The sequence below is a fragment of the Halioxenophilus sp. WMMB6 genome, from assembly GCF_033283405.1.
Taxonomy (GTDB): domain Bacteria; phylum Pseudomonadota; class Gammaproteobacteria; order Pseudomonadales; family Cellvibrionaceae; genus Halioxenophilus.
On record NZ_JAWMQR010000011.1, the window covers coordinates 78,195 to 103,205 of the forward strand.

General features: G+C 56.3%; 22 protein-coding genes. 11 read left to right on the forward strand and 11 right to left on the reverse strand.

What is annotated here, in order from left to right; genetic code table 11:
- Window positions 1-49 precede the first annotated feature (49 nt).
- Window positions 50-1,003, forward strand: a complete 954-nt coding sequence (locus SBL51_RS20675) for a glycosyltransferase family 2 protein (protein WP_317933056.1) — start codon at window positions 50-52, stop codon at window positions 1,001-1,003.
- Window position 1,004: 1 nt separating this feature from the next.
- Window positions 1,005-1,889 carry a sulfotransferase gene (locus SBL51_RS20680; protein ID WP_317933057.1) on the forward strand — a complete coding sequence of 295 codons (885 nt, stop codon included), beginning with the start codon at window positions 1,005-1,007 and terminating at the stop codon, window positions 1,887-1,889.
- A 59-nt stretch (window positions 1,890-1,948) separates the two neighbouring features.
- Here SBL51_RS20680 and SBL51_RS20685 read toward each other — a convergent pair whose 3' ends face one another.
- The 3 genes from SBL51_RS20685 to rfbC all read right to left on the reverse strand — a co-directional run bounded on the left by SBL51_RS20685 (window position 1,949) and on the right by rfbC (window position 5,076).
- A complete protein-coding gene (locus tag SBL51_RS20685; protein WP_317933058.1) occupies window positions 1,949-3,514 on the reverse strand; it encodes a SulP family inorganic anion transporter in 1,566 nt (521 codons plus the stop codon).
- An 88-nt stretch (window positions 3,515-3,602) separates the two neighbouring features.
- The gene (rfbD, locus tag SBL51_RS20690) at window positions 3,603-4,490 is read right to left on the reverse strand and encodes a dTDP-4-dehydrorhamnose reductase (RefSeq protein WP_317933059.1); all 888 of its coding nucleotides are present in this window, start codon (window positions 4,488-4,490) and stop codon (window positions 3,603-3,605) included.
- Between the two features lie 40 nt (window positions 4,491-4,530).
- A complete protein-coding gene (rfbC, locus tag SBL51_RS20695; protein WP_317933060.1) occupies window positions 4,531-5,076 on the reverse strand; it encodes a dTDP-4-dehydrorhamnose 3,5-epimerase in 546 nt (181 codons plus the stop codon).
- Between the two features lie 247 nt (window positions 5,077-5,323).
- Between rfbC and SBL51_RS20700 the strand changes: the two genes are divergently transcribed.
- Together SBL51_RS20700 and uvrA are read left to right on the forward strand one after the other, a co-directional pair.
- Window positions 5,324-6,739: a mannose-1-phosphate guanylyltransferase/mannose-6-phosphate isomerase gene (locus tag SBL51_RS20700; RefSeq protein WP_317933061.1), complete on the forward strand. Its 1,416-nt coding sequence runs from the start codon at window positions 5,324-5,326 to the stop codon at window positions 6,737-6,739.
- A gap of 74 nt (window positions 6,740-6,813) precedes the next feature.
- On the forward strand, window positions 6,814-9,645 hold the full coding sequence (gene uvrA, locus SBL51_RS20705; protein WP_317933062.1) for an excinuclease ABC subunit UvrA: 2,832 nt from the start codon (window positions 6,814-6,816) through the stop codon (window positions 9,643-9,645).
- Window positions 9,646-9,672: 27 nt separating this feature from the next.
- Here uvrA and SBL51_RS20710 read toward each other — a convergent pair whose 3' ends face one another.
- Window positions 9,673-10,359 carry a LuxR C-terminal-related transcriptional regulator gene (locus tag SBL51_RS20710; RefSeq protein WP_317933063.1) on the reverse strand — a complete coding sequence of 229 codons (687 nt, stop codon included), beginning with the start codon at window positions 10,357-10,359 and terminating at the stop codon, window positions 9,673-9,675.
- Between the two features lie 475 nt (window positions 10,360-10,834).
- On the opposite strand from SBL51_RS20710, the gene SBL51_RS20715 reads away from it, so the two are divergent.
- The 4 genes from SBL51_RS20715 to SBL51_RS20730 all read left to right on the forward strand — a co-directional run bounded on the left by SBL51_RS20715 (window position 10,835) and on the right by SBL51_RS20730 (window position 15,216).
- Window positions 10,835-12,181, forward strand: a complete 1,347-nt coding sequence (locus tag SBL51_RS20715; RefSeq protein ID WP_317933064.1) for a UDP-glucose/GDP-mannose dehydrogenase family protein — start codon at window positions 10,835-10,837, stop codon at window positions 12,179-12,181.
- Between the two features lie 110 nt (window positions 12,182-12,291).
- On the forward strand, window positions 12,292-13,644 hold the full coding sequence (locus tag SBL51_RS20720; protein WP_317933066.1) for an MFS transporter: 1,353 nt from the start codon (window positions 12,292-12,294) through the stop codon (window positions 13,642-13,644).
- Window positions 13,645-13,747: 103 nt separating this feature from the next.
- Complete coding sequence (gene ssb, locus SBL51_RS20725; RefSeq protein WP_411860508.1) at window positions 13,748-14,242, forward strand: single-stranded DNA-binding protein; 495 nt, start codon at window positions 13,748-13,750, stop codon at window positions 14,240-14,242.
- Window positions 14,243-14,331: 89 nt separating this feature from the next.
- Entirely contained in the window at window positions 14,332-15,216 is an 885-nt protein-coding gene (locus SBL51_RS20730) for a sugar nucleotide-binding protein (protein WP_317933068.1), read from the forward strand.
- On the opposite strand, the gene SBL51_RS20735 is transcribed toward SBL51_RS20730, so the two are convergent.
- The 4 genes from SBL51_RS20735 to fabA form a co-directional block, all read right to left on the reverse strand.
- The gene (locus SBL51_RS20735) at window positions 15,217-15,750 is read right to left on the reverse strand and encodes a glycine zipper 2TM domain-containing protein (protein WP_317933070.1); all 534 of its coding nucleotides are present in this window, start codon (window positions 15,748-15,750) and stop codon (window positions 15,217-15,219) included. It abuts the gene before it with no gap.
- Between the two features lie 19 nt (window positions 15,751-15,769).
- Window positions 15,770-16,681 carry a DUF6515 family protein gene (locus SBL51_RS20740; protein WP_317933071.1) on the reverse strand — a complete coding sequence of 304 codons (912 nt, stop codon included), beginning with the start codon at window positions 16,679-16,681 and terminating at the stop codon, window positions 15,770-15,772.
- A 115-nt stretch (window positions 16,682-16,796) separates the two neighbouring features.
- Window positions 16,797-18,011 (reverse strand): beta-ketoacyl-ACP synthase I, encoded by a 1,215-nt coding sequence (fabB, locus tag SBL51_RS20745; RefSeq protein ID WP_317933072.1) that lies wholly within the window; start codon window positions 18,009-18,011, stop codon window positions 16,797-16,799.
- A 106-nt stretch (window positions 18,012-18,117) separates the two neighbouring features.
- A complete protein-coding gene (gene fabA, locus SBL51_RS20750) occupies window positions 18,118-18,645 on the reverse strand; it encodes a bifunctional 3-hydroxydecanoyl-ACP dehydratase/trans-2-decenoyl-ACP isomerase (protein WP_317933073.1) in 528 nt (175 codons plus the stop codon).
- A 303-nt stretch (window positions 18,646-18,948) separates the two neighbouring features.
- Between fabA and galU the strand changes: the two genes are divergently transcribed.
- Window positions 18,949-19,785, forward strand: a complete 837-nt coding sequence (gene galU, locus SBL51_RS20755; RefSeq protein WP_317933074.1) for a UTP--glucose-1-phosphate uridylyltransferase GalU — start codon at window positions 18,949-18,951, stop codon at window positions 19,783-19,785.
- Window positions 19,782-21,131, forward strand: a complete 1,350-nt coding sequence (locus tag SBL51_RS20760) for a phosphomannomutase (protein WP_317933075.1) — start codon at window positions 19,782-19,784, stop codon at window positions 21,129-21,131. Before galU ends, SBL51_RS20760 begins: the two co-directional genes overlap by 4 nt.
- A 33-nt stretch (window positions 21,132-21,164) precedes the next feature.
- Here SBL51_RS20760 and SBL51_RS20765 read toward each other — a convergent pair whose 3' ends face one another.
- From SBL51_RS20765 to SBL51_RS20775, 3 genes are all read right to left on the reverse strand, one after another.
- Window positions 21,165-21,563 carry a YbaN family protein gene (locus SBL51_RS20765; RefSeq protein WP_317933076.1) on the reverse strand — a complete coding sequence of 133 codons (399 nt, stop codon included), beginning with the start codon at window positions 21,561-21,563 and terminating at the stop codon, window positions 21,165-21,167.
- Between the two features lie 200 nt (window positions 21,564-21,763).
- A complete protein-coding gene (gene pgi / locus SBL51_RS20770) occupies window positions 21,764-23,392 on the reverse strand; it encodes a glucose-6-phosphate isomerase (RefSeq protein ID WP_317933077.1) in 1,629 nt (542 codons plus the stop codon).
- A gap of 42 nt (window positions 23,393-23,434) precedes the next feature.
- Window positions 23,435-24,397, reverse strand: coding sequence for a polyprenyl synthetase family protein (locus tag SBL51_RS20775; protein WP_317933078.1), 963 nt, complete (start codon window positions 24,395-24,397; stop codon window positions 23,435-23,437).
- 296 nt (window positions 24,398-24,693) lie between these two features.
- Between SBL51_RS20775 and rplU the strand changes: the two genes are divergently transcribed.
- Entirely contained in the window at window positions 24,694-25,005 is a 312-nt protein-coding gene (rplU, locus tag SBL51_RS20780; RefSeq protein ID WP_317933079.1) for a 50S ribosomal protein L21, read from the forward strand.
- Window positions 25,006-25,011: the final 6 nt, after the last annotated feature.

A 25,011-nucleotide genomic window follows, 5' to 3' on the forward strand; every position in this document is an offset into this window, starting at 1 on the left:
GCACCTAGGTTGGTAACGTTAATTTTCAAGGCAAGAGTGTACTGTTGGCGTGAGCGAAGAAATTGAATTATTGGTTGTTGTCATTAATTACAAAACCCCCGGTTTGGTAGTTGATTGCATTAATTCGATGCAGGAGCAGCTGAGCGAACAGCGCCGTGTTGTAATCATCGATAACTTTTCCAACGACGGCTCGGTGGAGGCGTTACGCGCCTGGTTGGCGGATGCGCAACCGCCTTATGTGGAGTTTGTCGAATCGCCAACTAACTCGGGCTTTTCCGCCGGTAATAACCTCGGCATCCGAACTCGTAAAGCGCAGTATTATCTGCTGACCAATAGCGACACCCTGATCCGTCCAGGGGCTATCGAACAGTTGGTTGAAACGGCTAAACAGCATCCCGAAGCCGGTTTGATTGGCCCTCGCTTGGAGTGGCCCGATGCCACGCCTCAAATATCCTGCTTTCGTTTCCATAGTCCCATCAGTGAATTGATTGCCGCTGCCAATACCGCAGCGATCACCCGCATTTTTCATCGTTGGTTTGTCCCGGTCGATGTTAAAGATGAGCTCGCTGAGTATGAGTGGGTCAGTTTCGCCTGTGTATTGTTGCGCAAAGAGGTTGTCGAGCAGATTGGCCTGATGGATGAGGACTACTTCCTCTACTATGAAGATGTCGATTACAGTCGGATGGCCTATGACGCCGGCTGGAAGGTGATTAACAACCCGGCCGCCAGGGTGGTCCACCTGCGCGGCGGCAGTTCAGACGTCAAAGCCAATCAGATTAAAAAGTCCCGCCAGCCGCGCTTTGTTTGGGAGTCGCGCAGCCGCTATTTTGCCAAACATTACGGCCACGCCGGGCTGCTGCTGGCTAACCTGTTGTGGGTAATGGGGGCCTGTTTAGTCACCGTAAGGGCTTGGGTTAGCAGTAAAAACTCACCTATCCTGCAGGGCCAGTGGCGTGATATCTGGACCAACTTTTTTGCGCCGTTAAAACCGAGAGAAAAATAGCATGGGCTTGGACGCTAACAAAAAACCCGATTTTATGATTATCGGCGCTATGAAATGCGCGACCTCTACGCTACACGATCAACTGGCTCAGCTCGACGCTGTCTTTATGACAACGCCAAAAGAGCCCTATTTTTTCAGTGATGATCCCGTTTATGCCAAAGGGCTTGGCTGGTATGAGGGGTTGTATGAGGCTGCTGAAACGTCGGATTTAAAAGGCGAGTCGAGCACTCACTACACCAAATTCCCAACCTACCCGGAGACAATAAAGCGCATCAAGGAGGCGGGCCTTGGCGATATCAAATTGATCTATGTGATGCGTCATCCGGTGGACCGATTGATCTCTCACTATATTCACGAATGGTCCCAACGGGTGATCAGCTGCGATATCGACACCGCCCTGGGCACTAACCCAGAGCTGGTCAGTTACTCAAAATACGCTTACCAAATTCAGCACTATCTGGATGAGTTTCCCAAGGAGAGGATCTTATTTGTCTTCTTTGAGTCCCTGCGCGATAACCCACAGGCAGTGTTCACCGAGGTGTGTCAATTTCTGGGAATTGAGGGCAACCCCGAGTGGGATTTTAATCTCGGCGCTTCCAATGTCAGCTCAGAGCGTCTGCGCAAGTTTCCGCTCTACAGTCTGTTGGTCGACTCCAAACCAATGACCTGGTTGCGTCAGAACCTGGTGCCTAAGTGGGTGCGCAATAAAATTAAAAAAGGTTTGACCATGAAGTCTCGGCCGGTTTTGTCGGAGTCGTCGCTGGCACAAATCAATGCCGAATTTGGCGCTGACCTGCAGGCGTTGGGCAAGATCCTGGGGGTTGAGATCAACCTCGAGAACTACTCCTCCGTGGCCAAACAATACATAGCCGGTAAGGCGGTGTAATCAATTAGCCCCAGGCCGGCTCTCTACCGGCCCGTTGAGCTTTTGGCAGGCTACGGCACTCAGCCGAGCTTATCGGATGCTACGTGGTAGGTGGGGTCTTCCAGCACATTAATTTCACAGAGGTTGCCGGCTTTGGCCAGCAGCGCCCGGCACTCCGAGCTTAAGTGGCGCAGGTGTACGGTTTTGCCCTGCTGCTGATATTTCTCGGCCAGTGCATCCAGCGCGTCGATGCCGGAGTGGTCGCTCACCCGTGAGCGTTTGAACTCGATGATCACGTCGGCTGGGTCGTTGTCCGGGTCAAACAGCTCTTTGAAATTACTCACCGAACCAAAAAATATCGGCCCGCGCAGGTCGTAGACCTTGCGGCCTTGGTCATCGATATAGATATCGGCGTAGATCTTCTGGGCATGTTTCCAGGCAAACACCAGGGCCGATACGATCACTCCCACCAGCACCGCGATGGCCAGGTCAAAGGCGACAGTAACCCCCGATACCAGAATAATGACAAAAGCATCACTCTTGGGGACCTTGTGCAAAATGCGGAAGCTCGACCACTCAAAGGTGCCCAACACCACCATAAACATCACGCCCACCAGGGCCGCCAGTGGGATCATCTCAATCAGTGGTGCGGCAAACAAAATAAAGCCGAGTAATACCAGCGCGGCGGTAATGCCGGAGAGGCGCCCGCGGCCGCCGTTGTTAATGTTGATCATGCTCTGGCCGATCATGGCGCAGCCACCCATGCCGCCAAACACGCCATTGACCGAGTTAGCCAACCCCTGGCCCCAGCATTCGCGATTGCCGCGGCCGCGGGTGTTGGTCAGCTCGTCGATCAGGCTCATGGTCAGCAGTGATTCGATCAAGCCAACGGCGGCGATAATGGCTGAATAAGGCAGGATGATCCACAGGGTTGCCAGGGTAAACGGCACATCGGGGATGTTAAAGCTGGGGAGTGTCCCTTGCAGGCTGGCCGTGGCGGCCTGGGCGGAGGGCAGTTTGTCGGCGACGAAATCGATTACCGAGCGCGCCGGCAGGTCAAGAAAATAGACCGCCAGGGTAACGCTGACGATAGCCACCAAGCCGGAGGGTAACGCTTTGGTGAACTTGGGCAGAAAGTGCATGATCAGCATGGTGATGACAATCAGTGCCCCCATCACCGCCAGTGGTGTACCGTGCAGCGGCTGCCAGACCCCTTCGCTCACCTCTTCATTAAACAGGTCCAACTGCGACAGAAAGATAACAATGGCCAGGCCGTTGACGAAGCCGAGCATCACCGGGTGGGGCACCATGCGGATAAATTTACCCAACTTGAAGGCGCCGGCCGTCATCTGCAGGATGCCAGCGAGGAATACCGCCGCAAACAGGTACTGAGGGCCGTGGCTGGCGACCAGGGCGATCATCACCACCGCCGTGGAGCCGGTAGCGCCCGAGATCATGCCCGGCCGGCCACCGAAAATAGAGGTGATCAGGCCCACCATAAAGGCGGCGTAGAGGCCCACCATGGGTTCGAGTCCGGCAATAAAGGCGAAGGCGACGGCTTCCGGCACCAGGGCCAGGGCGACGGTAATGCCCGAAAGCACATCGTTTTTTACATTGGTGGGGCGGCGATCCAAGAGGTTAAACATCTGGGCCTCTGACTGCTGGGGGTAAATTTAAAGAGGGCGCATGGTACCAAACCTGGGCCGGGTGTCCTAGCCGACACCCGGCCTCATTTTAGGCTTCTGCTTTTAGGTGGCTGAGCAGCTTGTTGAGCCCGACCTGCCAGTGGGGAAGGGGGTGGCCGAGAAACTGGGTGAGTTTATCGGTATTGAGCACCGAGTAGGTGGGGCGTGGCGCTGGTGTCGGGTAGCCGCTGGTGGGGATGGCGTGAACTGTGGGTGAGCGCGGTAGCAGGCCGCAGTCAAGGGCGCTTTGAAATATCGCCAGGGCGAACGCGTGCCAGGTGGTCTCACCCTCGCTGGCGCAGTGGTAGACCCCCCAGGGCAGGGTGCGGGCCTGCTCGTAGGCCTGCACAAACGCCAGAATGGCGGTGACTATGTCTCCGGCGTAGGTAGGTTTACCCTGCTGGTCGGCCACCACCGAGAGCTCGTCGCGGCTCTCGCCCAGGCGCAACATGGTTTTGACGAAATTGTTGCCCTGCTCGCCAAATACCCAGCTGGTTCTAAGGATGATGTGCTGGGGGTTTTTCTCCGCCAGGGCTTGGTCGCCGGCCAACTTGGTTTTGCCATAGCTGCCCAGTGGCGCGGTGGCGGCATCCTCCCGGTAGGGGCTGGTGGCATCGCCGGCGTAGACGTAGTCGGTAGAGAGGTGGATGGTGGGAATGTTGAGCGCTTGGCATGCCTCGGCCATGGCGGCGACGCCCAAATGGTTGACGGCATCGGCGATGATTTGTTCTGTCTCGGCTTTGTCGACGGCGGTGTAGGCACAGGCGTTAATCACCAGCTCGGGTTGGTGGGTTGCAATGGCGGCGGCAACCGCTGCTGGTTGGCCAAAGTCGACCTGGCTTCTATCCACGCCAATGACTTCATGGTGGCTGTCGAGCAGTTGTTGATAGAGATCGCTACCAACCTGCCCGCGATGGCCAAAAACTAAGATTTTCACAATGGCTTCCTTGGTCTGTAACCTGAATGTTGAGTGGGGCTTATTGGGCGGGGGCGTTCAGTTCCGCCAATGTGGGCAGAACGGCATCTTTAGCGGAGAGTTTGGGGTCGGTTAATGGCCAGTCGATGTTGACCATGGGGTCGTTCCAGATAATACCGCCCTCATCGCTCGGGTCGTAGTAGTCGGTGCATTTGTACTCAAAGTCCGCCACCTCGCTCAGTACCAGAAAACCGTGGGCGTAACCCGGTGGTACCCAGAACTGCCGCTTGTTGGTTTCGCTGAGAATCACCCCTTCGTACTGGCCGTAGGTGGGGGAGTTGGGGTTGATGTCGACCGCTACGTCGTAGACTTCACCACGTACCACTCGCACCAGTTTGCCCTGGGGCCGGCTCACCTGAAAATGGAGGCCGCGCAATACGCCCTTGCCTGAGCGCGAATGGTTATCCTGGACAAAGGGCAGCTCAATGCCGGCCTGTTCGCGATAGCGCTCCTGTTGATAGGTCTCCAGAAAAAAACCGCGCTCATCACCGAACACCTTGGGCTCAATAATTACCACATCCTTGAGTTTGGTTTTGATAACTTCCATATCCTATTCCTATACTTAAATTTCGGTCTGGCCTTGGTTGGCCGCATCAGTGTAGAGTTCAGTGTACGTGGCTTTACAGCAAGCGTCTTCGGCGTAGTCTAACAACTGTTGTTTAAGAAGCAATGTTGCTACGGATGACGCGCTTGGGCCCAACCGCTGGTGTTATCAAAGATGGATTTGTAAACTTGCTCGCTTGGCCGGTTATAGTGAAGTCCGCCAGCGTAAAGGATGTTTTTAAGGAGAGCGAATGATACCTGTGATTTTATCTGGCGGTTCCGGTACCCGTCTGTGGCCCTACTCTCGAGCGCAATACCCCAAGCAGTTTCTACCGCTCACCTCTGAGTCGACCATGCTGCAAGAGACGGCATTACGGTTGGACGGTTTGGAATCGGTTTCACCTCCCTGGGTTATCTGTAACGAAGATCATCGGTTTATGGTGGCCGAGCAGCTGCGCGTTTGTGAGCGCCCGGCGGCCGGTATTATCTTGGAGCCCGTGGGGCGCAACACCGCACCGGCCATCGCCTTAGCGGCCCTGGCCATTCAAGCCAAAGGTGACGACTCGGTCATGTTGGTGCTGCCCGCCGACCACGCCATTCAAAAGCTACCCCAATTTCACCAGTCCATTCGCATTGCCGTTGCCCAGGCCGAAGCCGGTGCGTTGGTCACTTTTGGTGTGGTGCCAACCGCGCCTGAAACCGGTTATGGCTATATCCAGCGCAGCAGCGCCGTTGCCAACGACCTGGGTGAGGTCTACCAGGTGATGCAGTTTGTTGAGAAGCCCAATGCCGAAGTGGCCGAGCGCTACATCAGTACTGGTGACTACTACTGGAACAGTGGCATGTTCGTCTTCAAACCTTCGCGCTACCTGGAAGAGCTGGAGAAATTTAATCCTGAAATGTTGGCCTGCTGCCGTGAAGCGTTCGAGCAGGCCAGCCACGATCTCGATTTTACTCGCATTGATGCCGAGATTTTCGGCCGCTGCCCGGAGGACTCCATCGATTACGCGGTAATGGAAAAAACCGACCGCGCTGTTGTAGTGCCGCTGGCCGCTGAGTGGAGTGATTTGGGCTCCTGGTCGGCGTTGTGGGATGTCTCCAGCAAAGACAAACACGGCAACTCCCTGAAGGGGGATGTATTAACTTACGAAACCAGTAACTGTTACGTGCAGGCCGATGGCAAACTGATTGCCACGGTGGGTGTGGAAGACTTGGTTATCGTCGATACCGACGACGCCATTATGGTGGCCAGTAAGGCCCATGTGCAGGATGTGAAAGCGATTGTCGGTGAGCTGAAAAGCCAGGGGCGTTCCGAGGCGACCAGTCATCGCAAGGTTTACCGCCCCTGGGGCTACTACGACTCCATCGATTTTGGTGACCGCTTCCAGGTGAAACGCATTGTGGTTCGCCCGGGTGCTGAGTTATCGTTGCAGCTGCATCATCACCGGGCCGAGCACTGGGTGGTGGTTTCCGGTACAGCGCTGGTGGTCAATGGTGAAAAGGAGATCATGCTCACCGAAAACCAGTCCACCTACATCCCCATTGGCCAAAAACACCAGTTAAAAAACCCGGGTTCTATCCCTCTGGAGCTGATTGAAGTACAGTCGGGCAGCTACCTGGGCGAGGATGATATTGTGCGCTTCAAAGATCTCTACGGTCGAGCCTAGTGGCTTGGCCTTATCTTTCCTAAACCCATACCCAACAACCCTCTTATTAGGCTGCAGTAAACAGTAGGAATTGAGTGGACAAAATTCTTGTTCGCGGCGCGCGAACGCACAACTTAAAAAACATCGATCTGGATATCCCCCGCGATAAATTAATAGTCATCACCGGTTTATCGGGGTCGGGTAAATCATCGCTTGCCTTCGATACCCTCTATGCTGAAGGGCAGCGGCGCTACGTGGAGTCGCTGTCGACCTACGCCCGCCAGTTTTTGTCGATGATGGAGAAGCCCGACGTCGACCACGTTGAGGGGTTGAGCCCGGCCATCTCCATTGAGCAGAAGTCCACCTCGCACAACCCGCGCTCCACGGTGGGTACCATCACCGAAATCTACGACTATCTGCGCCTGCTCTTTGCCCGGGTGGGCGAGCCCCGCTGCCCGGAACACGGCGAGCCGCTCAGCGCGCAGACCATCAGCGAAATGGTCGACCAGGTGCTGGCCATGCCCGAAGGCAGTCGCCTGATGCTGCTGGCGCCGGTAATTCGCGAGCGCAAGGGTGAGCACCTGCATGTTTTTGAGAGTCTGAAGCGGGATGGTTTCATCCGCGTACGCATCGATGGGCTGGTGGTCGACCTCGATGACCTGCCCACCCTCGATAAACGCAAAAAACATACGATTGAGGTGGTGGTCGACCGCTTTAAGGTGCGTGATGACCTGCAGCTGCGTTTGGCCGAGTCATTTGAAACGGCGCTGGCGCTGAGTGATGGCTCGGCCCTTATCGCCGATATGGACGGCCAGACTGAGGAGCGCACCTTCTCCGCCAAACACGCCTGCCCCATCTGTGATTATGCGCTGTCGGAGCTGGAGCCGCGCCTGTTTTCCTTTAATAACCCCGCCGGTGCCTGCCCGGCCTGTGATGGCCTGGGCGTTAAGTCCTATTTTGATGAGGACAAGGTGGTGCAGTTTGCCGAAGCCTCGTTGTCTGAGGGGGCCATTCGCGGCTGGGACAAGCGCAACATCTACTACTTCCACATGCTGATGTCGCTGGCGGAACACTACGGTTTCGACATCGATAAACCCTGGAAAAAGCTCGCCAAAAAGCACCGCGAAGCCATTCTGTACGGCTCCAAGGGCGAGAAGATCAACTTCAGCTATGTGAATGACCGCGGTGATACCATTGCCCGCAGTCACGCCTTTGAAGGGGTGGTGCCCAATATGGAGCGGCGCTATCGCGACACCGAATCGTCCATGGTGCGCGAAGAGTTGGTGAAGTACATGAGCAGCCAAAAGTGCCCCGACTGTGGCGGAACTCGGCTGCGCAAAGATGCCCGCAATGTCTTTATCGATGATCAAACCCTGCCGGAGATTACCGAGTTACCGGTAGCCGAGGCCTATGAATATTTCTGCGCGCTCAAACTCACCGGCGCCAAAGGTCAAATTGCCGAGAAGATTCAAAAAGAGCTGCGCGACCGATTGCGCTTTTTGGTGGATGTGGGGCTCAACTATTTAACGCTCAGTCGCAGCGCAGAGACCCTCTCCGGCGGTGAGGCCCAGCGGATTCGTCTGGCCAGCCAGATTGGCGCCGGCCTGGTGGGGGTGATGTACATTTTGGATGAGCCCTCCATTGGCCTGCATCAGCGCGATAACGAACGGCTGCTGAATACCTTGATTCACCTGCGCGACCTGGGCAACACCGTGATCGTGGTGGAGCACGATGAAGATGCTATCCGCCAGGCCGATTATGTGATCGATATAGGCCCGGGTGCCGGGGTGCACGGCGGTGAAGTGGTGGCACAGGGCTCACCGGAAGAGGTGATGGCTAACCCAACTTCCGCCACCGGGCAGTATTTGTCGGGTGTGCGCTCCATCGCTGTGCCTGCCAAACGACGGGCGTTCGACCCCAAAAAACTGCTGACTCTGCAGGGGGCCACTGGTAATAACCTGCGGGAGGTCGACCTGGAGATACCTCTAGGCCTAATGACCTGTGTCACCGGGGTATCCGGCTCGGGCAAGTCGACGCTGATCAACAGTACCCTCTTTCCCATTGCCGCCACCGCGTTGAATGGTGCCAGTACCCTTAAGCCGGCACCTCATAAATCGGTTTCGGGTTTGAACCACCTCGACAAATGTGTCGATATCGACCAGAGCCCGATTGGTCGGACACCCCGTTCCAACCCGGCCACCTACACCGGTATTTTTACCCCCATTCGTGAGTTGTTTGCCGGTACCCAGGAGGCCCGTTCCCGGGGCTACCAAGCCGGGCGTTTCAGTTTTAACGTCAAGGGTGGTCGCTGTGAAGCCTGCCAGGGGGATGGCGTGGTCAAGGTGGAGATGCACTTTCTGCCCGATATCTACGTACCCTGCGATGTATGCCACGGCAAACGCTACAATCGCGAGACGTTGGAGATTAAGTACAAGGGCAAAAGCATTCAGGAGGTGCTTGAGCTAACGGTGGAGGATGCACGTGAATTTTTTGATGCAATTCCGGCGGTAGCCAAGAAGCTGCAAACCCTGATGGATGTTGGGTTGAGTTACATCCGCTTGGGGCAGCCCGCCACGACTCTCTCCGGAGGTGAGGCCCAGCGGGTGAAGTTATCGCGCGAGCTCTCCAAGCGGGATACCGGCAGCACGCTCTATATTCTGGATGAGCCGACCACCGGCCTCCATTTTCAGGATATCGAGCTGCTACTCTCCGTTCTGCACCGGCTGCGTGACCACGGCAATACCGTGGTGGTGATCGAACACAATTTGGATGTGATTAAAACCGCAGACTGGATTGTCGATTTGGGGCCGGAAGGCGGTAGCGGCGGTGGCCAGATTATCGCCACCGGCACCCCCGAGCAGATTGCCAAGGTGAAAGCCTCTCACACCGGCCGGTTTTTGAAATCCCTGCTCAAGCGCGCCGGTTAGCCCAGGGCGGCTGCGCGTCCTCTGTCGTTAGTCGACATTGGCGCGCGCCCAGTTGCCGGCATCCATGCGATTATTGGCGCCTATTTTACGGTAGGCGTTATAGAGGTGGCTCTTCACCGTATGGGCACTTAAACCCAGCTTCTCGCCGATTTCGGCATTGGTGACACCGCTTTTCATCAGTCGCAGTATCTCCGTCTCTCTGCGGGTAAGTTGTGTATGGGCCTGCAGTGGGTGGGTGGCGCGGCAGTTCTCCAAGTGGTTGGTGAGCAGCCGCCGCGGTAACCACAGTTCTCCGACCAGAACCCGCCGAACTCCCTGCAACAGTTGTGCTTCCCGTGCATCGTCGTAGAAGAGGCCATTCACCTTGGGCCACTCAATCAGCCGTTCATAGTTTTTATTGTGCGGTACATGAATGAGGGCGGCGTACTGGAGCTGGTGGATGTTCTCCTGCAGCCAGAGGGCGATCTCTTTCACGCCCAGGCCATGACAATCGATCAATGCCAGTTCCACCGACTGCGCGATGGCGGTTTGGGGAGTTAACCGTCTGCAGCTGCAGGAGAGATCCTTGGCAATCAGGCCACTGAGTAGCTGACTGGAGAAGCTGGATTCGGCACTGATCAGTAGCACTGGATGCTCAGGTGATTCGGGCTCTTTCACTAATTGGGGTTTACTGCTGGTGCTGGGGTAGGGCGAGTGTTGGCTTAGTGTCGTCATCGGCGAATGTCCCTATTCTGGGTTTCAGTGTCAGTCTGGGTTTCAATGTCAGTCTGGATTGCAAAAAGCAGTTTGTGTTTCACATTCGATCTGGGTAGCGAAATCGCAGCTTGCTGCAATTGGGCGTCAGAGCTCAGATTTTGTTATGGGAGGTGAGCTCTACCCTGGCGCTGGTGACTCAAGCGGCTTCGCATCATAGCGCTCTTGACTGACAAGTTAATTGGCTCTCTTGGCTTAAGGTGACAAAAACTGGAATTTGTGACGTAGCCGTCAGAAAGACCTTAAGAGCTGTGAGCTTATCCCCCGCGACTTTCCGCTCGCGGGCTTTCGGCAGCCGGGCTGCCGGAATTTAGGCCAATGATGGATATAATTTGTCACACTTTTATTGGATAATCGGCGGTTTTCCCCGAGGGGTTGCACTGTGATCTGTCGCTGGCGACCCCTTCGAAGCCAATAGTAAGGTACGAATGCAACGATGAGAGTTACGGTTTTTGGCACTGGCTATGTCGGCCTGGTGACCGGCGCCTGTTTGGCTGAGGTTGGCCACAATGTGGTGTGTGTGGATGTTGATGCCGCTAAGGTCGACGCCCTCAAACAGGGGCAGATTCCTATCTTCGAGCCGGGTCTGGAGGCCGTGGTCACCAGTAATTACGAGGTTGGTCATCTCAACTTCACCACCGACGCCAAGGCGGCGGTGGCGCATGGTCGGGTAATTTTCATTGCGGTGGGCACTCCGCCGGATGAGAATGGCTCAGCCGATTTGAGCTATGTGCTGAAGGTGGCCGACACGATTGCCGAGCACATGACCCGCGAAACCATCATCGTTACCAAATCCACGGTACCGGTGGGCACCTCCGATAAGGTGGCGGCGGCCGTTGCCCTGCGGCTGGCGGCACGTAACAGCTCTCTTCCGTTCCATGTGGCATCCAACCCCGAGTTTCTCAAAGAGGGGGCCGCAGTAGCTGATTTTATGAAGCCCGACCGGATTATTGTCGGTACCTCCTCAGCGGCGGTGGAGTCGGCGATGCGCGAGCTCTATGCGCCCTTCAACCGTAACCACGACCGCTTGATGTTTATGGATGTGCGCTCGGCGGAGCTGACCAAATACGCGGCCAACGCCATGTTGGCCACCAAAATCAGCTTTATTAACGAAATTGCCAATATCTCTGAATATGTCGGCGCCGATATCGAGCGTGTGCGCACTGGTATCGGTTCTGACCCCCGTATCGGTTACCACTTTATCTACCCCGGCTGTGGTTACGGCGGCTCCTGTTTTCCCAAGGATGTCAAAGCACTGGTGGCCACGGCTCAGCAGGTGGGTTACCAAGCCGATCTGCTGCAGGCGGTGGAGAGTACCAACCAGAACCAGAAAAACCGCCTGTTTGCCAAACTCAGTGGCGAGTTCGATGGTCAGTTGGCTGGCAAGACTTTTGCACTTTGGGGTTTGGCCTTTAAACCCAATACCGATGATATGCGAGAGGCTTCCAGCCGCGTGCTGATGGAGTCACTGTGGGCGGCGGGTGCCCGGGTGAAAGCCTTTGACCCCGAAGCTATGCAGGAGACCCAGCGAATCTACGGGCAGCGCGAGGATCTACAGCTGATGGGTACCAAAGAGGCGTGTCTGTTGGATGCCGACGCACTGATCATCTGTACCGAATGGAAAAATTTCTGGGCACCCGACTTTGAAATGATCAAGAGTCATCTCAAAACACCACTGATTGTTGATGGTCGCAATATTTACAATCCCTACCAGCTGGAGGAGTGGGGAATTAAATACATCGGTATTGGTCGATCAAACGGTGTTGAGCTGGCTGGCCAGTAGTTGCTGATTTTGAACGATTGATCGGCGGGAGGCGAAAGGCGCTGGCTTGCATGTTGGGGGGCGATTAGAATAGCGCCCTGTTTAAGACTCTAAAATTTGTTGTTGGCTACGTGTATTCAGATCCCAAGTTAGAACGCCGAGCGGTTGTCTCTCTCGCATCACTCTATATCGTCCGCATGCTGGGGCTATTTATGGTCCTGCCGGTGCTCGTTGTGCTGGGCGCCAGCTATGAAGGCGCCACGCCGGCACTGTTGGGCTTGGCGCTGGGTGTCTATGGCCTGAGTCAGGCAGTACTGCAGCTGCCGTTGGGCCTGCTTTCCGATTTTATCGGCCGCAAACCGGTTATCGTAGGTGGGTTGCTGGTATTTGCCCTGGGCAGTGTTACCGCCGCTACCGCCGACAGTGTGCACTGGTTGATTGTTGGCCGAGCCCTGCAGGGCGCCGGTGCTATTGCGGCGGCCATTATGGCGTTGTTGACCGATCTCACCAGTGAGGCCAACCGCACCAAGGCCATGGCCTCAATCGGTGCCTCCATCGGTGTCGCTTTTGCGCTCTCCCTGGTTATTGGGCCGTTGATTGCCTCTGCCTGGGGGCTTTCCGGTATTTTCTGGCTGACCGCACTGCTGGCACTGCTGGGGGTGGTGGTGGCGCTGGTTGTCGTGCCCTCTCCCAGACCGCACCCGGTGGCTTCTGGGGGGGAGTCCCTACCGGCGCGCATGCGCTCGGTACTGAGCAATGGCCAGCTGTTGCGGGTGGACGCCGGTGTCTTTGTGCTGCACATGCTGATGACCGCGCTGTTTGTGGCACTGCCCACTGTCTTTGTGGAGCGTTTGCAACTGCCGGTGGAGCGGCACTGGCTGGTCTATCTGCCGATTATGGTAATCGCCTTTGTGGCGATGGTGCCGATGATCATCCTGGCGGAAAAACGCCGTAAAATGAAATCCGTTTTCCTTATCGCTGTCGCCAGTTTGGCGGTGAGCCTGCTGCTGCTCTCCAGCGAGCCGCACAGTTTACTGCTGACACTCGCTTTCCTACTGGTCTTCTTTTGGGCGTTTAACCTGCTCGAGGCGACCCTGCCGTCACTGATGAGCAAGCTGGCGCCAATTGGTACCAAGGGCGCGGCCTCTGGTATCTACTCTACCTGCCAGTTTCTGGGGGCGTTTACAGGCGGGGCTGTGGGCGGTTTTCTGCTGCAGCATCTGAACAGCTACTGGATATTCTGGTTGGGTGCTGCTATGGCGCTGCTGTGGTTGTGCTGGGGCTGGTCGATGGTGGTTCCGAAGCCCTTGAATCAGGTGCTGGTCACTCTCAATGGGCAGGCGTTTGAGCAGGTGGAAACGCGCTTACGGGCGCTCGACGGTGTGGTTGAGGTGACCTACCTGCAGGAGCTTTCCGCGGCCTCTCTGCGGGTTGATAGCGACCATTTTCAGAAAACCAAGCTGCAAGAACTTGGATTGCTCTAGGGGTTTCGGTAGAGTGTCGGGTTTCGGCCTTTTTCGGGACCCGGGCCTGCCGGGATTCGGCATCGGGCCAAACGATAATACTGTACAGATTTAGGAGAGCATCATGGCGCGAGGCATTAACAAGGTGATTTTAGTGGGTAACTGCGGCCAGGACCCAGAAACCCGCTATTTGCCAAGCGGCGGCGCCGTGACCAATATCAGTATCGCCACCAGTGAAAGCTGGAAAGACAAGCAGACCGGGCAGCCCCAGGAGCGCACCGAGTGGCACCGGGTGGTCTTCTTCAATCGCCTGGCCGAAATTGCCGGTGAGTACCTGCGCAAGGGCTCGCAAGTCTATGTCGAAGGCTCTTTGCGCACCCGTAAATGGCAGGACCAGGGCGGCCAGGATCGCTACACCACAGAGATTGTTGCCAGCGAGATGCAGATGCTGGGCGGGCGCACTGAAGCCGCCGCCGGTCAGGCTGGTGGCCGTATGGCGCAGGCGCCTGGTGGTTATGGTGGTGGCTCGCCCTCTGCGCCGTCGGCACCCTCTGCGCCATCGGCTCCCGCACAGCAACCTCCCGGGTTCGACTCCTTTGATGATGACATTCCGTTTTAATTGACGCGGTCCTCGAAACCGGCGCATGCCTGTGCCGGGTGCTGAGTGCCCCTGACTCCTAGACTTGATGGTTTACCCAGGTAAATAGCTTGTCCCACACCGTTTTGTTAACCGATCAAAATAGCGCTATGGCCAAGGCGGTAGGGGCAGGGTTTGATCAGGCTGGGTTCCTCTCCCTGACGCATCTCAATTTGCAGGCTGGCGAGTGGTTGCAGCCAGAGACTGTCTCAGCGGCACTCGACCGCGTTAATCCGCACATTATTATTAACACCTTGGGCTGGAGTGATGATGGTCGTTTGGCCTCGGCTGCACACCTTACCGAGCCAACCCGGGTGCTGGTGGAGGCGTGCCGTGAGCGCGAGGTGGCGTTTATCCAGCTCTCCAGTTACCGTGTTTTCAGCGGTGTGAAGTCAGGCTTTGTGGAGACCGACGAGCCTCTCCCCAGAGATGAGTGCGGTGAGCTCTACCTCGCCTGTGAAAAGCTGGTGGCGACCCTGCCGCGGCATATTATTTTGCGCCTGAGTTGGGTGATTGGCTGGCAGGGGGAGAACCTGTTGACCAAAATCATCAATCCACTGCTGGCAGGTGATTCGGCGGCCATTGTGGGCGAACGCCGGGGTTCGCCGGTGGGACACTCCGAGGTGGTGCGGGTCTTGTCGGCGATGGCCAAGCAGATCTCCTGCGGTGCTGAAAATTGGGGGCTGTTCCACTACAGTTCGGGTAATGTCTGTACCGAGGAGGAGTTTGCCGCCGAGGTGGAGCGGCGGGTAGCTGCGAAATGCACAGTCACTGGCGGGCTCAAGGATACCTCTGGCAGCGATACCGAGCCTGTGAGCGCTGCTTTAGGATACCGCCGCTTAATGGAGTGTTTTGGTATTCAGCCGCGCACCTGGAAGCAGGCACTTGGCCAGGAGCTGGGTTTGTGGTTTAGCCACCATCCCATGTTGTTGGATTCTGAAGTAAACACCCAGTAATCACCTGACGCTGTAAGAGCGTCCCACCATGCAGGCGGTAAACGCACGGTTGTAAGCCGCTTTGCCGCTCTGGTAGCTGTTGTTCGCCTGGGCCATCTTTTGGGCTTCCAAGTCGGCCCGGCGTTGTGCATCGGCGTAGCCTGCCCGCTCATTTTCCGCCCCAATCACATTGCCTAGAGTGGCGCCAACAATGGCGCCGTTGACGGTGCTGTAGGTGTGATCATCAATAGCGTTGCCAATCAGAGCGCCGGCGAGGGTGCCGATCAGGGTGCCTTTGGCGGTGCTGCCCCGTTTCTCATTGGCAACGATTACTGGCCCTCGGGTGGGTGCTTGTATCTGGTTGGGGTCGACTCCGCTCTGGTCCACCGCCCAGCGATAGCACTGGTAGCGGTCCAACTCCAGTTGCTGTTGTGACTGGCCTGCCGCCGGATAGACGAAGAGGGTATCGGCAATCGAATCGGCTTGGGCTGCGCCGCTGATCAACTGGGCTGCGCCACTGGCCAATAGTGCTGTGAGTAATAATCTTTTCATCATGCTTACCTCATTACCTGAGCTAGCGAACTACGTAGCCGCGCCCTTCCAGGCAGGCGGCTTGGGCGCGGTAGTAGGCGCCGCGTAACTGGTTATCCTGGTTGGGTTGCGAGGGGTCGTAACCGGTCTGCTCCCTGGCCCAGCGGTGGCATTGGTAGCGGTCAAGTTCGAGTTGATCATCGCTCTGCCCTAAGTTGGGGTAGACCATCCAGTCGCCAGTGCTGTAGGTGCTGGCAATCGGCACCGAATCCGGTTGGCTGGTGGAGGAGTCCTGGTAGGGGTTGGCGACCACGATGTAGTCGTCATTGTATTGCCGGTAGTAGACGTTGTTGGCTCGGTAGTAGATGTTGGAGCCAATGGTGAAGCTGATGTATCCCACTGGCAGGTGACCCACTCGTACGCCCAGGGGCGCAGAGATCACCATAAAGCCGCCCGAATAGGGGCGATAATAGGTGCCGGCGTAGAAGTAGAGTGGGTAAGGCTGGTAGTAGAGCCGACGCACGCCCACCGGCAGCCTCTGAATGCGGTAGCCAGGCTGGCTGTAGTGGTAGTGGTTGATCTCTATGGTGCGGCTGTCGCGGTGGTCGTCGCGCCGGTCATCACGCCAGTTGTTGTGATTGCTGTCGCGTCGATCATCGCGGTAGTAGTTGGTTTGGTTGTCGCGCCGGTCATCCCGGTAATTACTCTGGCGATCATTGTTATGGCTGTCATTGCGATTGTTGTCGCGGTTGTGAGAGCTGTTACTGGGGTGGCGCACGATAACACCGTTGTCCTGGAAGGCAGAACGCTTGTTGTCCTGGGCCTGATTAACCGTGTTATTGGAGCGTTTGGTGTCATTGGTGCGCTGTATGTCGGCGCTGCTGTTGCCCACATAAAACAGTGCTAACAGCACGAGTGCATAAGAGGCAAATTGCTGGGTATTGAATCTGGCCATCGCTCGGTCTCCTCTGTGGGTTAGAGAGCATAGGGCCAGTGTAGGAGTGGTTAGCTGAACTGAAGCTGAGTGAATAACAGGCAGCGACTGGGGATAGATAGCCGCTGCCTGTTCTCTATTCGTAGCGCTGAAAGATCAGGGTTGCGTTGGTGCCGCCAAAGCCGAAGCTGTTGGACATCACACGATTGAGGCGGATATTGTCAATCCGCTCGCGCACGATGGGTAACCCTGCGGCGCCGTCGTCTAACTGCTCAATATTGGCCGAAGCTGAAATAAAATCGTGCTTCATCATCAATAGGCTGTAAATCGCTTCCTGCACACCGGTAGCACCCAGGGAGTGACCGGTTAACGATTTGGTTGAGCTGATCGGTGGACAGTCTTCAGGGAAGGTGGTGCGCACTGCGCCCAGTTCCTGGATATCTCCAGCTGGTGTCGAGGTGCCGTGGGCGTTGATATAGTCGATTTTGCCCTCTGTGGTGGCCAGAGCCTGGCGCATGCAGCGCACGGCGCCTTCACCAGAAGGGGCAACCATGTCATAGCCATCGGAGGTGGCGCCGTAGCCCACCAGTTCACCATAGATTTTCGCGCCGCGAGCAAGGGCATGTTCCAGCTCTTCCAGTACCAGGCAGCCACCGCCGCCGGCAATGACAAAACCATCGCGATTGGCGTCGTAGGCGCGTGACGCTTCGGCTGGGCGGTCATTATAGGCGGTGGAGAGGGCGCCCATGGCGTCGAACATACAGGAGAGCGTCCAGTGTTCCTCTTCGCCGCCGCCGGCAAAGATGATGTCCTGCTTACCCAGCTGAATAAGTTCAGCCGCATTGCCAATGCAGTGGGCGCTGGTGGCGCAGGCGGAAGAGATGGAGTAGTTGACGCCGCGGATTTTAAAGGGGGTGGCCAGGCAGGCGGAGGTGGTGCTGCCCATGGTTTGGGTCACTCGGTAGGGGCCAATGCGCTTGATGCCCTTGCTGCGCAGAATATCGGCAGATTCCACTTGGTCGCGGGAGGAGGCGCCGCCGGAGCCCATGATGATGCCGGTACGCTCGTTGGAGACTAGCTCATCAGGAAGGCCGGCGTCGGCAATGGCCTGACTCATAGAGAGATAGGCGTAAGCAGCGGCGCTGCCCATAAAGCGAAGAATCTTGCGATCGATGAGTTCTTTTAGATCCAGGTCGATACTGCCGGCAATGTGGCTGCGAAAGCCCAGCTCCTTGTACTCTTCTTTAAATTTGATGCCGGATCGACCGTCTCGCAAAGATTGTAATACTGTGTCGATATCGTTACCAATGCAGGAGACTATGCCCATTCCGGTAACTACAACGCGTCTCATAAGCTACCCCATCCATCACCCGCACAGGATGATGTAATCAAGAATGTAATTAAAAATTAGCTTCGTATTATCTCACAAGCAACTTTAGTGGCTAAATTGTAGCCTATTAAAATTTGCTGGTGTCGGTGAACAGTCCTACTCGCAAGTCGAGAGCAGAATAGATAGGTTTGCCATCAACCGCGACGCTACCGTTTGCGATACCCATCACCAGCTGGCGTTCAATAACCCGCTTTAATTGAATATGGTAGGTGACTTTTTTGGCGGTCGGTAAGATTTGACCGGTAAATTTGACCTCGCCTGCGCCAAGGGCTCGGCCCCGGCCAGGGTTGCCGCGCCAGCCCAGGTAAAAGCCGACCAGCTGCCACATGGCATCCAGGCCCAAACAGCCAGGCATAACCGGATCACCGGGGAAGTGGCACTCAAAAAACCAAAGATCGGGGGTAATATCCAACTCGGCTATGATTTCGCCCTTGCCAAATTCACCACCCTCGGAGCTGATATGGGTAATGCGGTCAAGCATCAGCATATTGGGGATTGGCAAGCGGGCTCGGCCTGGACCAAACAGGCGGCCGTGACCGCATTCGATGAGTTCTTCTCTGCTGTATGAACTTTTAGGGACGAAAGGTTGTTCCATGAATTCACTCTGGGTTAAATGTTGCTGTCCGCGCGGGCCCGCCTATTTGAAGCTAGGCTCACGTTGCGCGAAGGTGGCACATTCTAATAGATGCGGGGGGCTTGTCCAGATTTTAATCCCGATGCAGGCCTATTTATTGGTTTGTAAGCCCTTTTTATCAAAGGTTAAGCCCAGAACTGGGAGCCTTCATCCGATTTTCAGTGCCGAGTCAACACAGTTAGCTTGAATGTGTTATCTTCAATAATAGGTAATGAATACCATGATTTGTTCAACAGTATTTGTCGTATCTAAAAGGATTGTAACATGATTAAAAAGTGCCTCTTTCCGGTGGCCGGTTATGGAACTCGATTCCTGCCTGCGACCAAATCCATGCCCAAGGAGATGTTGCCCGTGGTGAATAAGCCGCTGGTGCAATACGGGGTGGAAGAAGCTATTGAAGCAGGATTAACGGAAATTGGACTGGTAACTGGCCGCGGTAAACGAGCCATCGCCGACCACTTCGATGTCAGCTATGAGTTGGAACATCAGATTGCAGGTACCAGCAAGGAGCAGTTCCTCGACAGCATTCGCCAGGTTATGAGCCAGGCAACCTTCTCCATGACCCGTCAGCAAGAGATGCGGGGCCTGGGTGACGCTATTCTCAATGGCCGCAGACTCATTGGTGATGAGGCCTTTGGTGTGGTTCTCTCGGATGACTTGTGTATCGCCGAAGACCACGATGGCGTATTGGCGCAAATGGTCGCCCTATACAAACAGTTCCGCTGCAGTATCGTCGCCATTCAAGAGGTGCCGGAAGACCAAATTCACAAGTTTGGTGTAATTGCCGGCGAGAAGTTAAAGGATGGTATTTTCCAGGTCACCGACATGGTAGAGAAGCCGCCGGCTGACCAGGCGCCCAGTAATCTGGCTATTATTGGCCGCTACATTCTCACTCCCGATATATTCGAAATTATCGAAAACACCCCGCCCGGCAAAAATGGTGAAGTGCAGTTGACCGACGCGCTGTTAGCCCAGGCCAAAAGCGGTTGCGTGCTCGCCTATAAGTTCAAAGGTACCCGTTTTGACTGTGGTAGCGTCGATGGTTTTGTCGAGGCCACCAACTACGTCTACAACAACTTCTATTTGAAAGGCAAGGCGTGAGCCAGCCGATAACCTGCTTTAAGGCATACGATATCCGTGGTCGTGTGCCTGAGCAGCTCAATCCGGATGTGGCCTATCGAGTCGGCCGGGCCTTTGCCGAATTCCTGCAAGCCAAAACGGTGGTGGTTGGTCACGATATCCGCTTGACCAGCCCCGAACTGGCGGCGGCTGTCGCTGACGGGATCACCGATGCCGGTGCCAATGTGCTCGATATCGGCCAGTGCGGCACGGAGGAGGTCTATTTCGCCACCTTTAACAATGCGGTGGATGGCGGCATTTGCGTGACCGCCAGCCACAATCCCATGGACTACAACGGCATGAAGCTGGTGCGCGCGGGCTCCCGGCCCATCAGTGGTGATACCGGCCTGTTTGATATTCAAAAGCTGGCGGAGTCAGCGGAGTTCAAAGCGGCAGAAAAGGGTGTTGTCACCCCGCTCGATAGCCGTGCGGCCTATGTGCAGCACCTGCTGGGTTACCTTAATGTCGCCGAGCTGAAGCCGTTGAAGGTGGTGGTCGACCCCGGCAATGGCGGCGCTGGCGCCGTTATTGAGGCGCTGGAGTCCTTTCTGCCACTGCAGTTCGTGAAAGTCCATTTTGAGCCCGATGGCCATTTCCCCCACGGTATCCCCAACCCGCTGCTGCCAGAAAACCGCTCGGCGACCATTGCTGCTGTAAAAGAGAGTGGCGCAGACCTGGGTATCGCCTGGGATGGAGACTTTGACCGCTGTTTCTTCTTTGACGAGAACGGCCGCTTTATTGAGGGTTACTACTTAGTGGGCCTGCTGGCTGAGGCGTTTTTGCGCAAGCACCCCGGTGAGCGCATTGTCCACGACCCGCGCCTGACCTGGAACACCCAGGAGACGGTCAGCCGCTGTGGCGGAGTGGCCATTCAGAGCAAAACCGGCCATGCCTTCATAAAGGAGCGTATGCGCAAGGAGGATGCGGTCTACGGCGGTGAGATGAGTGCACACCACTATTTCCGCGATTTTGCCTATTGCGATAGTGGCATGATCCCCTGGTTGCTGGTGGTGGAGTTGATCTCCCAGAGCGGCAAAAGTCTCTCTGTGCTGGTGGATGATTGTATGGCGGCCTACCCCTGTAGTGGCGAGATCAACAGCACCGTGGCCGAGGCCGCAGCAGTCATTGCCAAAGCCGAGCAGCGCTATGCCGGAGATGCTCTGGTGGTTGATCACACGGATGGGCTCTCTGTGGAGTTCGAGCAGTGGCGCTTCAACTTGCGCATGTCCAACACCGAGCCGGTGATCCGTTTGAATGTAGAAGCCCGCGGGGATGCCGAGCTGATGGCCGCAAAAACAGATGAGTTGCTGGCGCTGATTCGGGAGTAGCAGACCAGAGCGGTGCGCTAGAGAGAAGAGATGTCAGTTGCCAACGGCGGGGTTGATTTTGGCCTCATCGGTGGTCAGGCGGCTCAGCCGGAAGAGGTATAGGCTTACCGCCAGTCCCACCGTTGGTAACAGTGCCACAGCCCACCACTGGGCGATGGCCAGGCACGAGGCTATCAGGGTTAGCCAGAGAATGGTGATCGCCCGGTTGCGTACAGCAATTGAAATTCCCTCACCCGCCTCCCAGCGAATAATCATTGGTCCGAGATGACGGTTGTTGCGCAGCCAGAGGTGAAAGCGTTGGCTGGAGCGCGCGAAGCACCAACTGGCCAGTAGAACAAAGCAGGTAGTCGGCAGTAGCGGCAGGAATAAGCCGGCCACACCCAGTGCTAGGGCGACCCATCCCAAACTAAACAGCAAAATCTTTTTCGGCATTGCCACAAATCTCCGGCTGCCACTTCCCGTGTGTTTATTTTATTTGTTTATGGTTGCCAGTTCAGCAGCCCAGCTGCGGCACGTAACAACCTTTTGGGTTTGATATCACTCTAGTGTAAGCAACTAGGGTGGTGGTCTCACGGTCGAGTTATAGGCCAATACCCTGGCGGCTCACCCTATAGCGAGGGGGAGCTTACTGCTCACTGCTTATTAGATTGTAGTCGCTCTGTCAGCGCTCGAGTTGATGCATCCCAAGTTTCTGGTATCGCCTGCCCGGTCAGTGCCGGGTAGACAGCCGCCCCCAACTGCTTGCCCAGTTCTACGCCCCATTGGTCAAATGGGTTCAAATTCCACAGAACGCCCAGGCAATAAACCTTGTGCTCGTAAAGGGCTATCAAGGCTCCCAGGCTGTGGGGGTTGAGTTGATCCAGAATCAGGGTGTTGCTTGGTCGATTGCCGGGGATTACCTTATGTGGCGCTAAGCGATCCGCCTCATCCGGGCTTTTGCCCGCACTTAACAGCTCCGCCTTCGCCTCGGCCAGGCTTTTGCCCGCCAGCAGTGCTTGGCCCTGCCCGATGCAGTTGGCCAGCAGGTAGGTGTGATGGTTATCGAGGACGCTCATTGGCTGGGCGCAGGCGATAAAGTCTACCAACACCTTACGGGTCCCCTGGTGCAACAACTGGTGAAAGGAGTGTTGACCGTTGGTGCCCTCCGTACCCCAGAGGATCAGGCCGCTGTCATCCGCCAGTGGAGCACCGGATACCGTAACACTCTTACCCAGGCTCTCCATATCCAACTGTTGCAGATAGGCCGGCAGCCGGGAGAGGCGCTGCGCATAAGGCAGAATCGCTTGGCTCTGGTAGTTGAGCGCAGCCGAGTACCAGAAGGTTAATAGCGCCAGGGTTACGGGCATGTTAGCCGCCATCGGCGCCTGACTGAAGTGGGTGTCCATCAGTTCGGCGCCGGCCAGCAGCTCTTTGAACTGCTTCATACCGAGGGCGATGGCGATGGGCAGGCCAATGGCTGACCACAAGGAGTAGCGGCCGCCCACCCAGTCCCACATGGGGAAGATGTTGTCCTCAGAGATACCAAACTCCACGGCAGTTGGCACATTGCTGCTGACGGCGACAAAGTGTTGGCAAAGCAGTGCCTGGCTACAGCCGCTGTCCTGCAGCCATTGGCGTGCAGCCAGGGCATTCTCCCGGGTTTCCAGAGTGCTGAACGATTTCGAGGCAACAATGAAGAGCGTGGTTTCGGGGTTAAGGTTGGCAATCTGGTCGCTGAGATCAGCGCCATCAATATTGGCTACAAAATGCACCCGGGGCCGGGCGGCTTGATAGTTGCTGAGTGCGGTGACGACCATTCGCGGGCCCAGGTCCGATCCGCCGATACCAATATTGACGACATCGGTGATGGCTCTGCCGGTGTAGCCCAGCCACGCTCCGGTGTGAAGTCTTTCAACAAACTCCGCCACTTTGGCTTGGGTTTGGGCCACGATGGTGTTTTTATCATCGGCGGATAGGGAAGGGCTGCGCAGGGCGGTGTGCAGGGCTGGCCGCTGTTCGGTGTTGTTGACGTGTTCACCCGCTAACAGCCGTTGGATGGCGGCGGGCAGCCCGGCCTCTTCGGCTAGTTGCCAGAGTGCATCACGGGCGGGTGCGTCCAGGTGGCATTTGGAGTAGTCGAGGTAGAGCGGCCCTACCTCCAGAGAAAAGTGATCGACCCGGTCGGGGTCCTCAGCCAGCAGGCTGACCAGTGTCGGTAGTTGCTGGCTGTGTGTATAGAGTTGAGGCCAGCTGGGATATGGGTAGCGCTCCTTGTTACTCATAATGACTGCTCATTCCTTACCGCTTGGGGATTGGTTTACTCGCTAGCGATCCCTGTCGACCGCGAAATTGGCCAAATCTGCTAGTGCTTGGGTATAACCGTTCTGGGGCAAATTGTCCAGTTGCGCCAGGGCGGACTTGGCGCTCTGGTTGGCGCATTCGTGGGTGTAGGCCAACCCGCCAGTGGCTTTAACCACTTCGACAATTTCGCTGAGATGGTCGGTGCTGCCGGAGCGGATCGCGCCGGCGATCAGTTCGCGCTGCTCGGCACTGCCGTTGGCCATGGCATAGATGAGGGGCAGGGTGGGTTTACCCTCGGCCAGATCATCACCCACATTTTTGCCCAGGGTGGCGGTGTCGCCTTCGTAATCGAGTGTGTCATCCACCAACTGAAAGGCGAGCCCCAGGTGTTTGCCGTACAGGCCAATGGCCTCTTTCTGGGCTTCCGGCACTTGCGCCAGTACTGCCGCCGTGGTGCAGGCGGCCTCGAAGAGGGCGGCGGTCTTTTTGTAGATCACCTCAAAGTAGTTCGCTTCGCTGACGCTTGGGTCTTTAATATTGACCAGCTGCTGTACTTCACCTTCGGAGATCACATTGGTGGTGTTGGATAGGATCGACATGATACCCATATCGCCGATGGCCACCATCATCTGAAAAGCCCGGCTATAGAGGAAATCTCCCACCAGCACACTCGGCGCGTTGCCCCAGTTGGCATTGGCGGTGGGGCGGCCGCGGCGCAGCTCCGACATATCGACCACGTCGTCGTGCAGCAGGGTGGCGGTGTGAATAAACTCAATAATTGCCGCCAGGTCCAGGTGCCTTTGGCCTGGGTACTCCAGTAGCCGGGCGCTGAGCAGTACCAGTAGCGGTCGCAAGCGTTTGCCGCCGGCATCAATGAGGTGGTGGCCGATATTTTCCACCAGGCCGACATCAGAGTGGAGTTGATCGAGAATCAATTGGTTGGTTGCGGCAAAATCTTCGCGAACGATAGATAAAAATGGAAGCATGTAAACGATCGCCATGGCTTTTTGTAGTTACCGCGCATCCTAGGCAGGCGGGGTGCTTACGTCAAGAAAGCGTCCCGGCGCCGGGTCGCTTGTTCTCGGGCTGGCGGGGCGCCCGGGAAAATTGGTGATTTAGGTTGTTTTGCCTAATTATTTTCCGTACAATCCACGCCCCTGAATTTGTATACGCTGCAAGTCCTGTGGGGATCTGTTGGTAAACTCTACAGACCCTTGAAAATGGTGCCTAAGCGCCCGTTACTTCGTAGCGTCCAATTCTTGATTTTTAAATTGGAGCATTTATGTACGCAGTTATCGCAAGCGGTGGTAAGCAGCACCGCGTAACCGAGGGCGAAGTTCTTCGTCTGGAGAAGATCGAAGTGGGTGCTGGCGAAAGCATCGATTTCGACAAAGTATTGTTGGTCGCCAATGGCGACGATGTCAAAATCGGTGCCCCGTTGGTCGATGGTGCCAAGGTCACCGCCGAAGTGGTTAGCCACGGCCGCGCTGACAAAGTCAAAATCGTCAAATTCCGTCGCCGTAAGCACTCTATGAAGCGCCAAGGCCACCGTCAGTGGTACACCGAAGTTAAAATCACTGGCATCCAAGGTTAAGAAAGA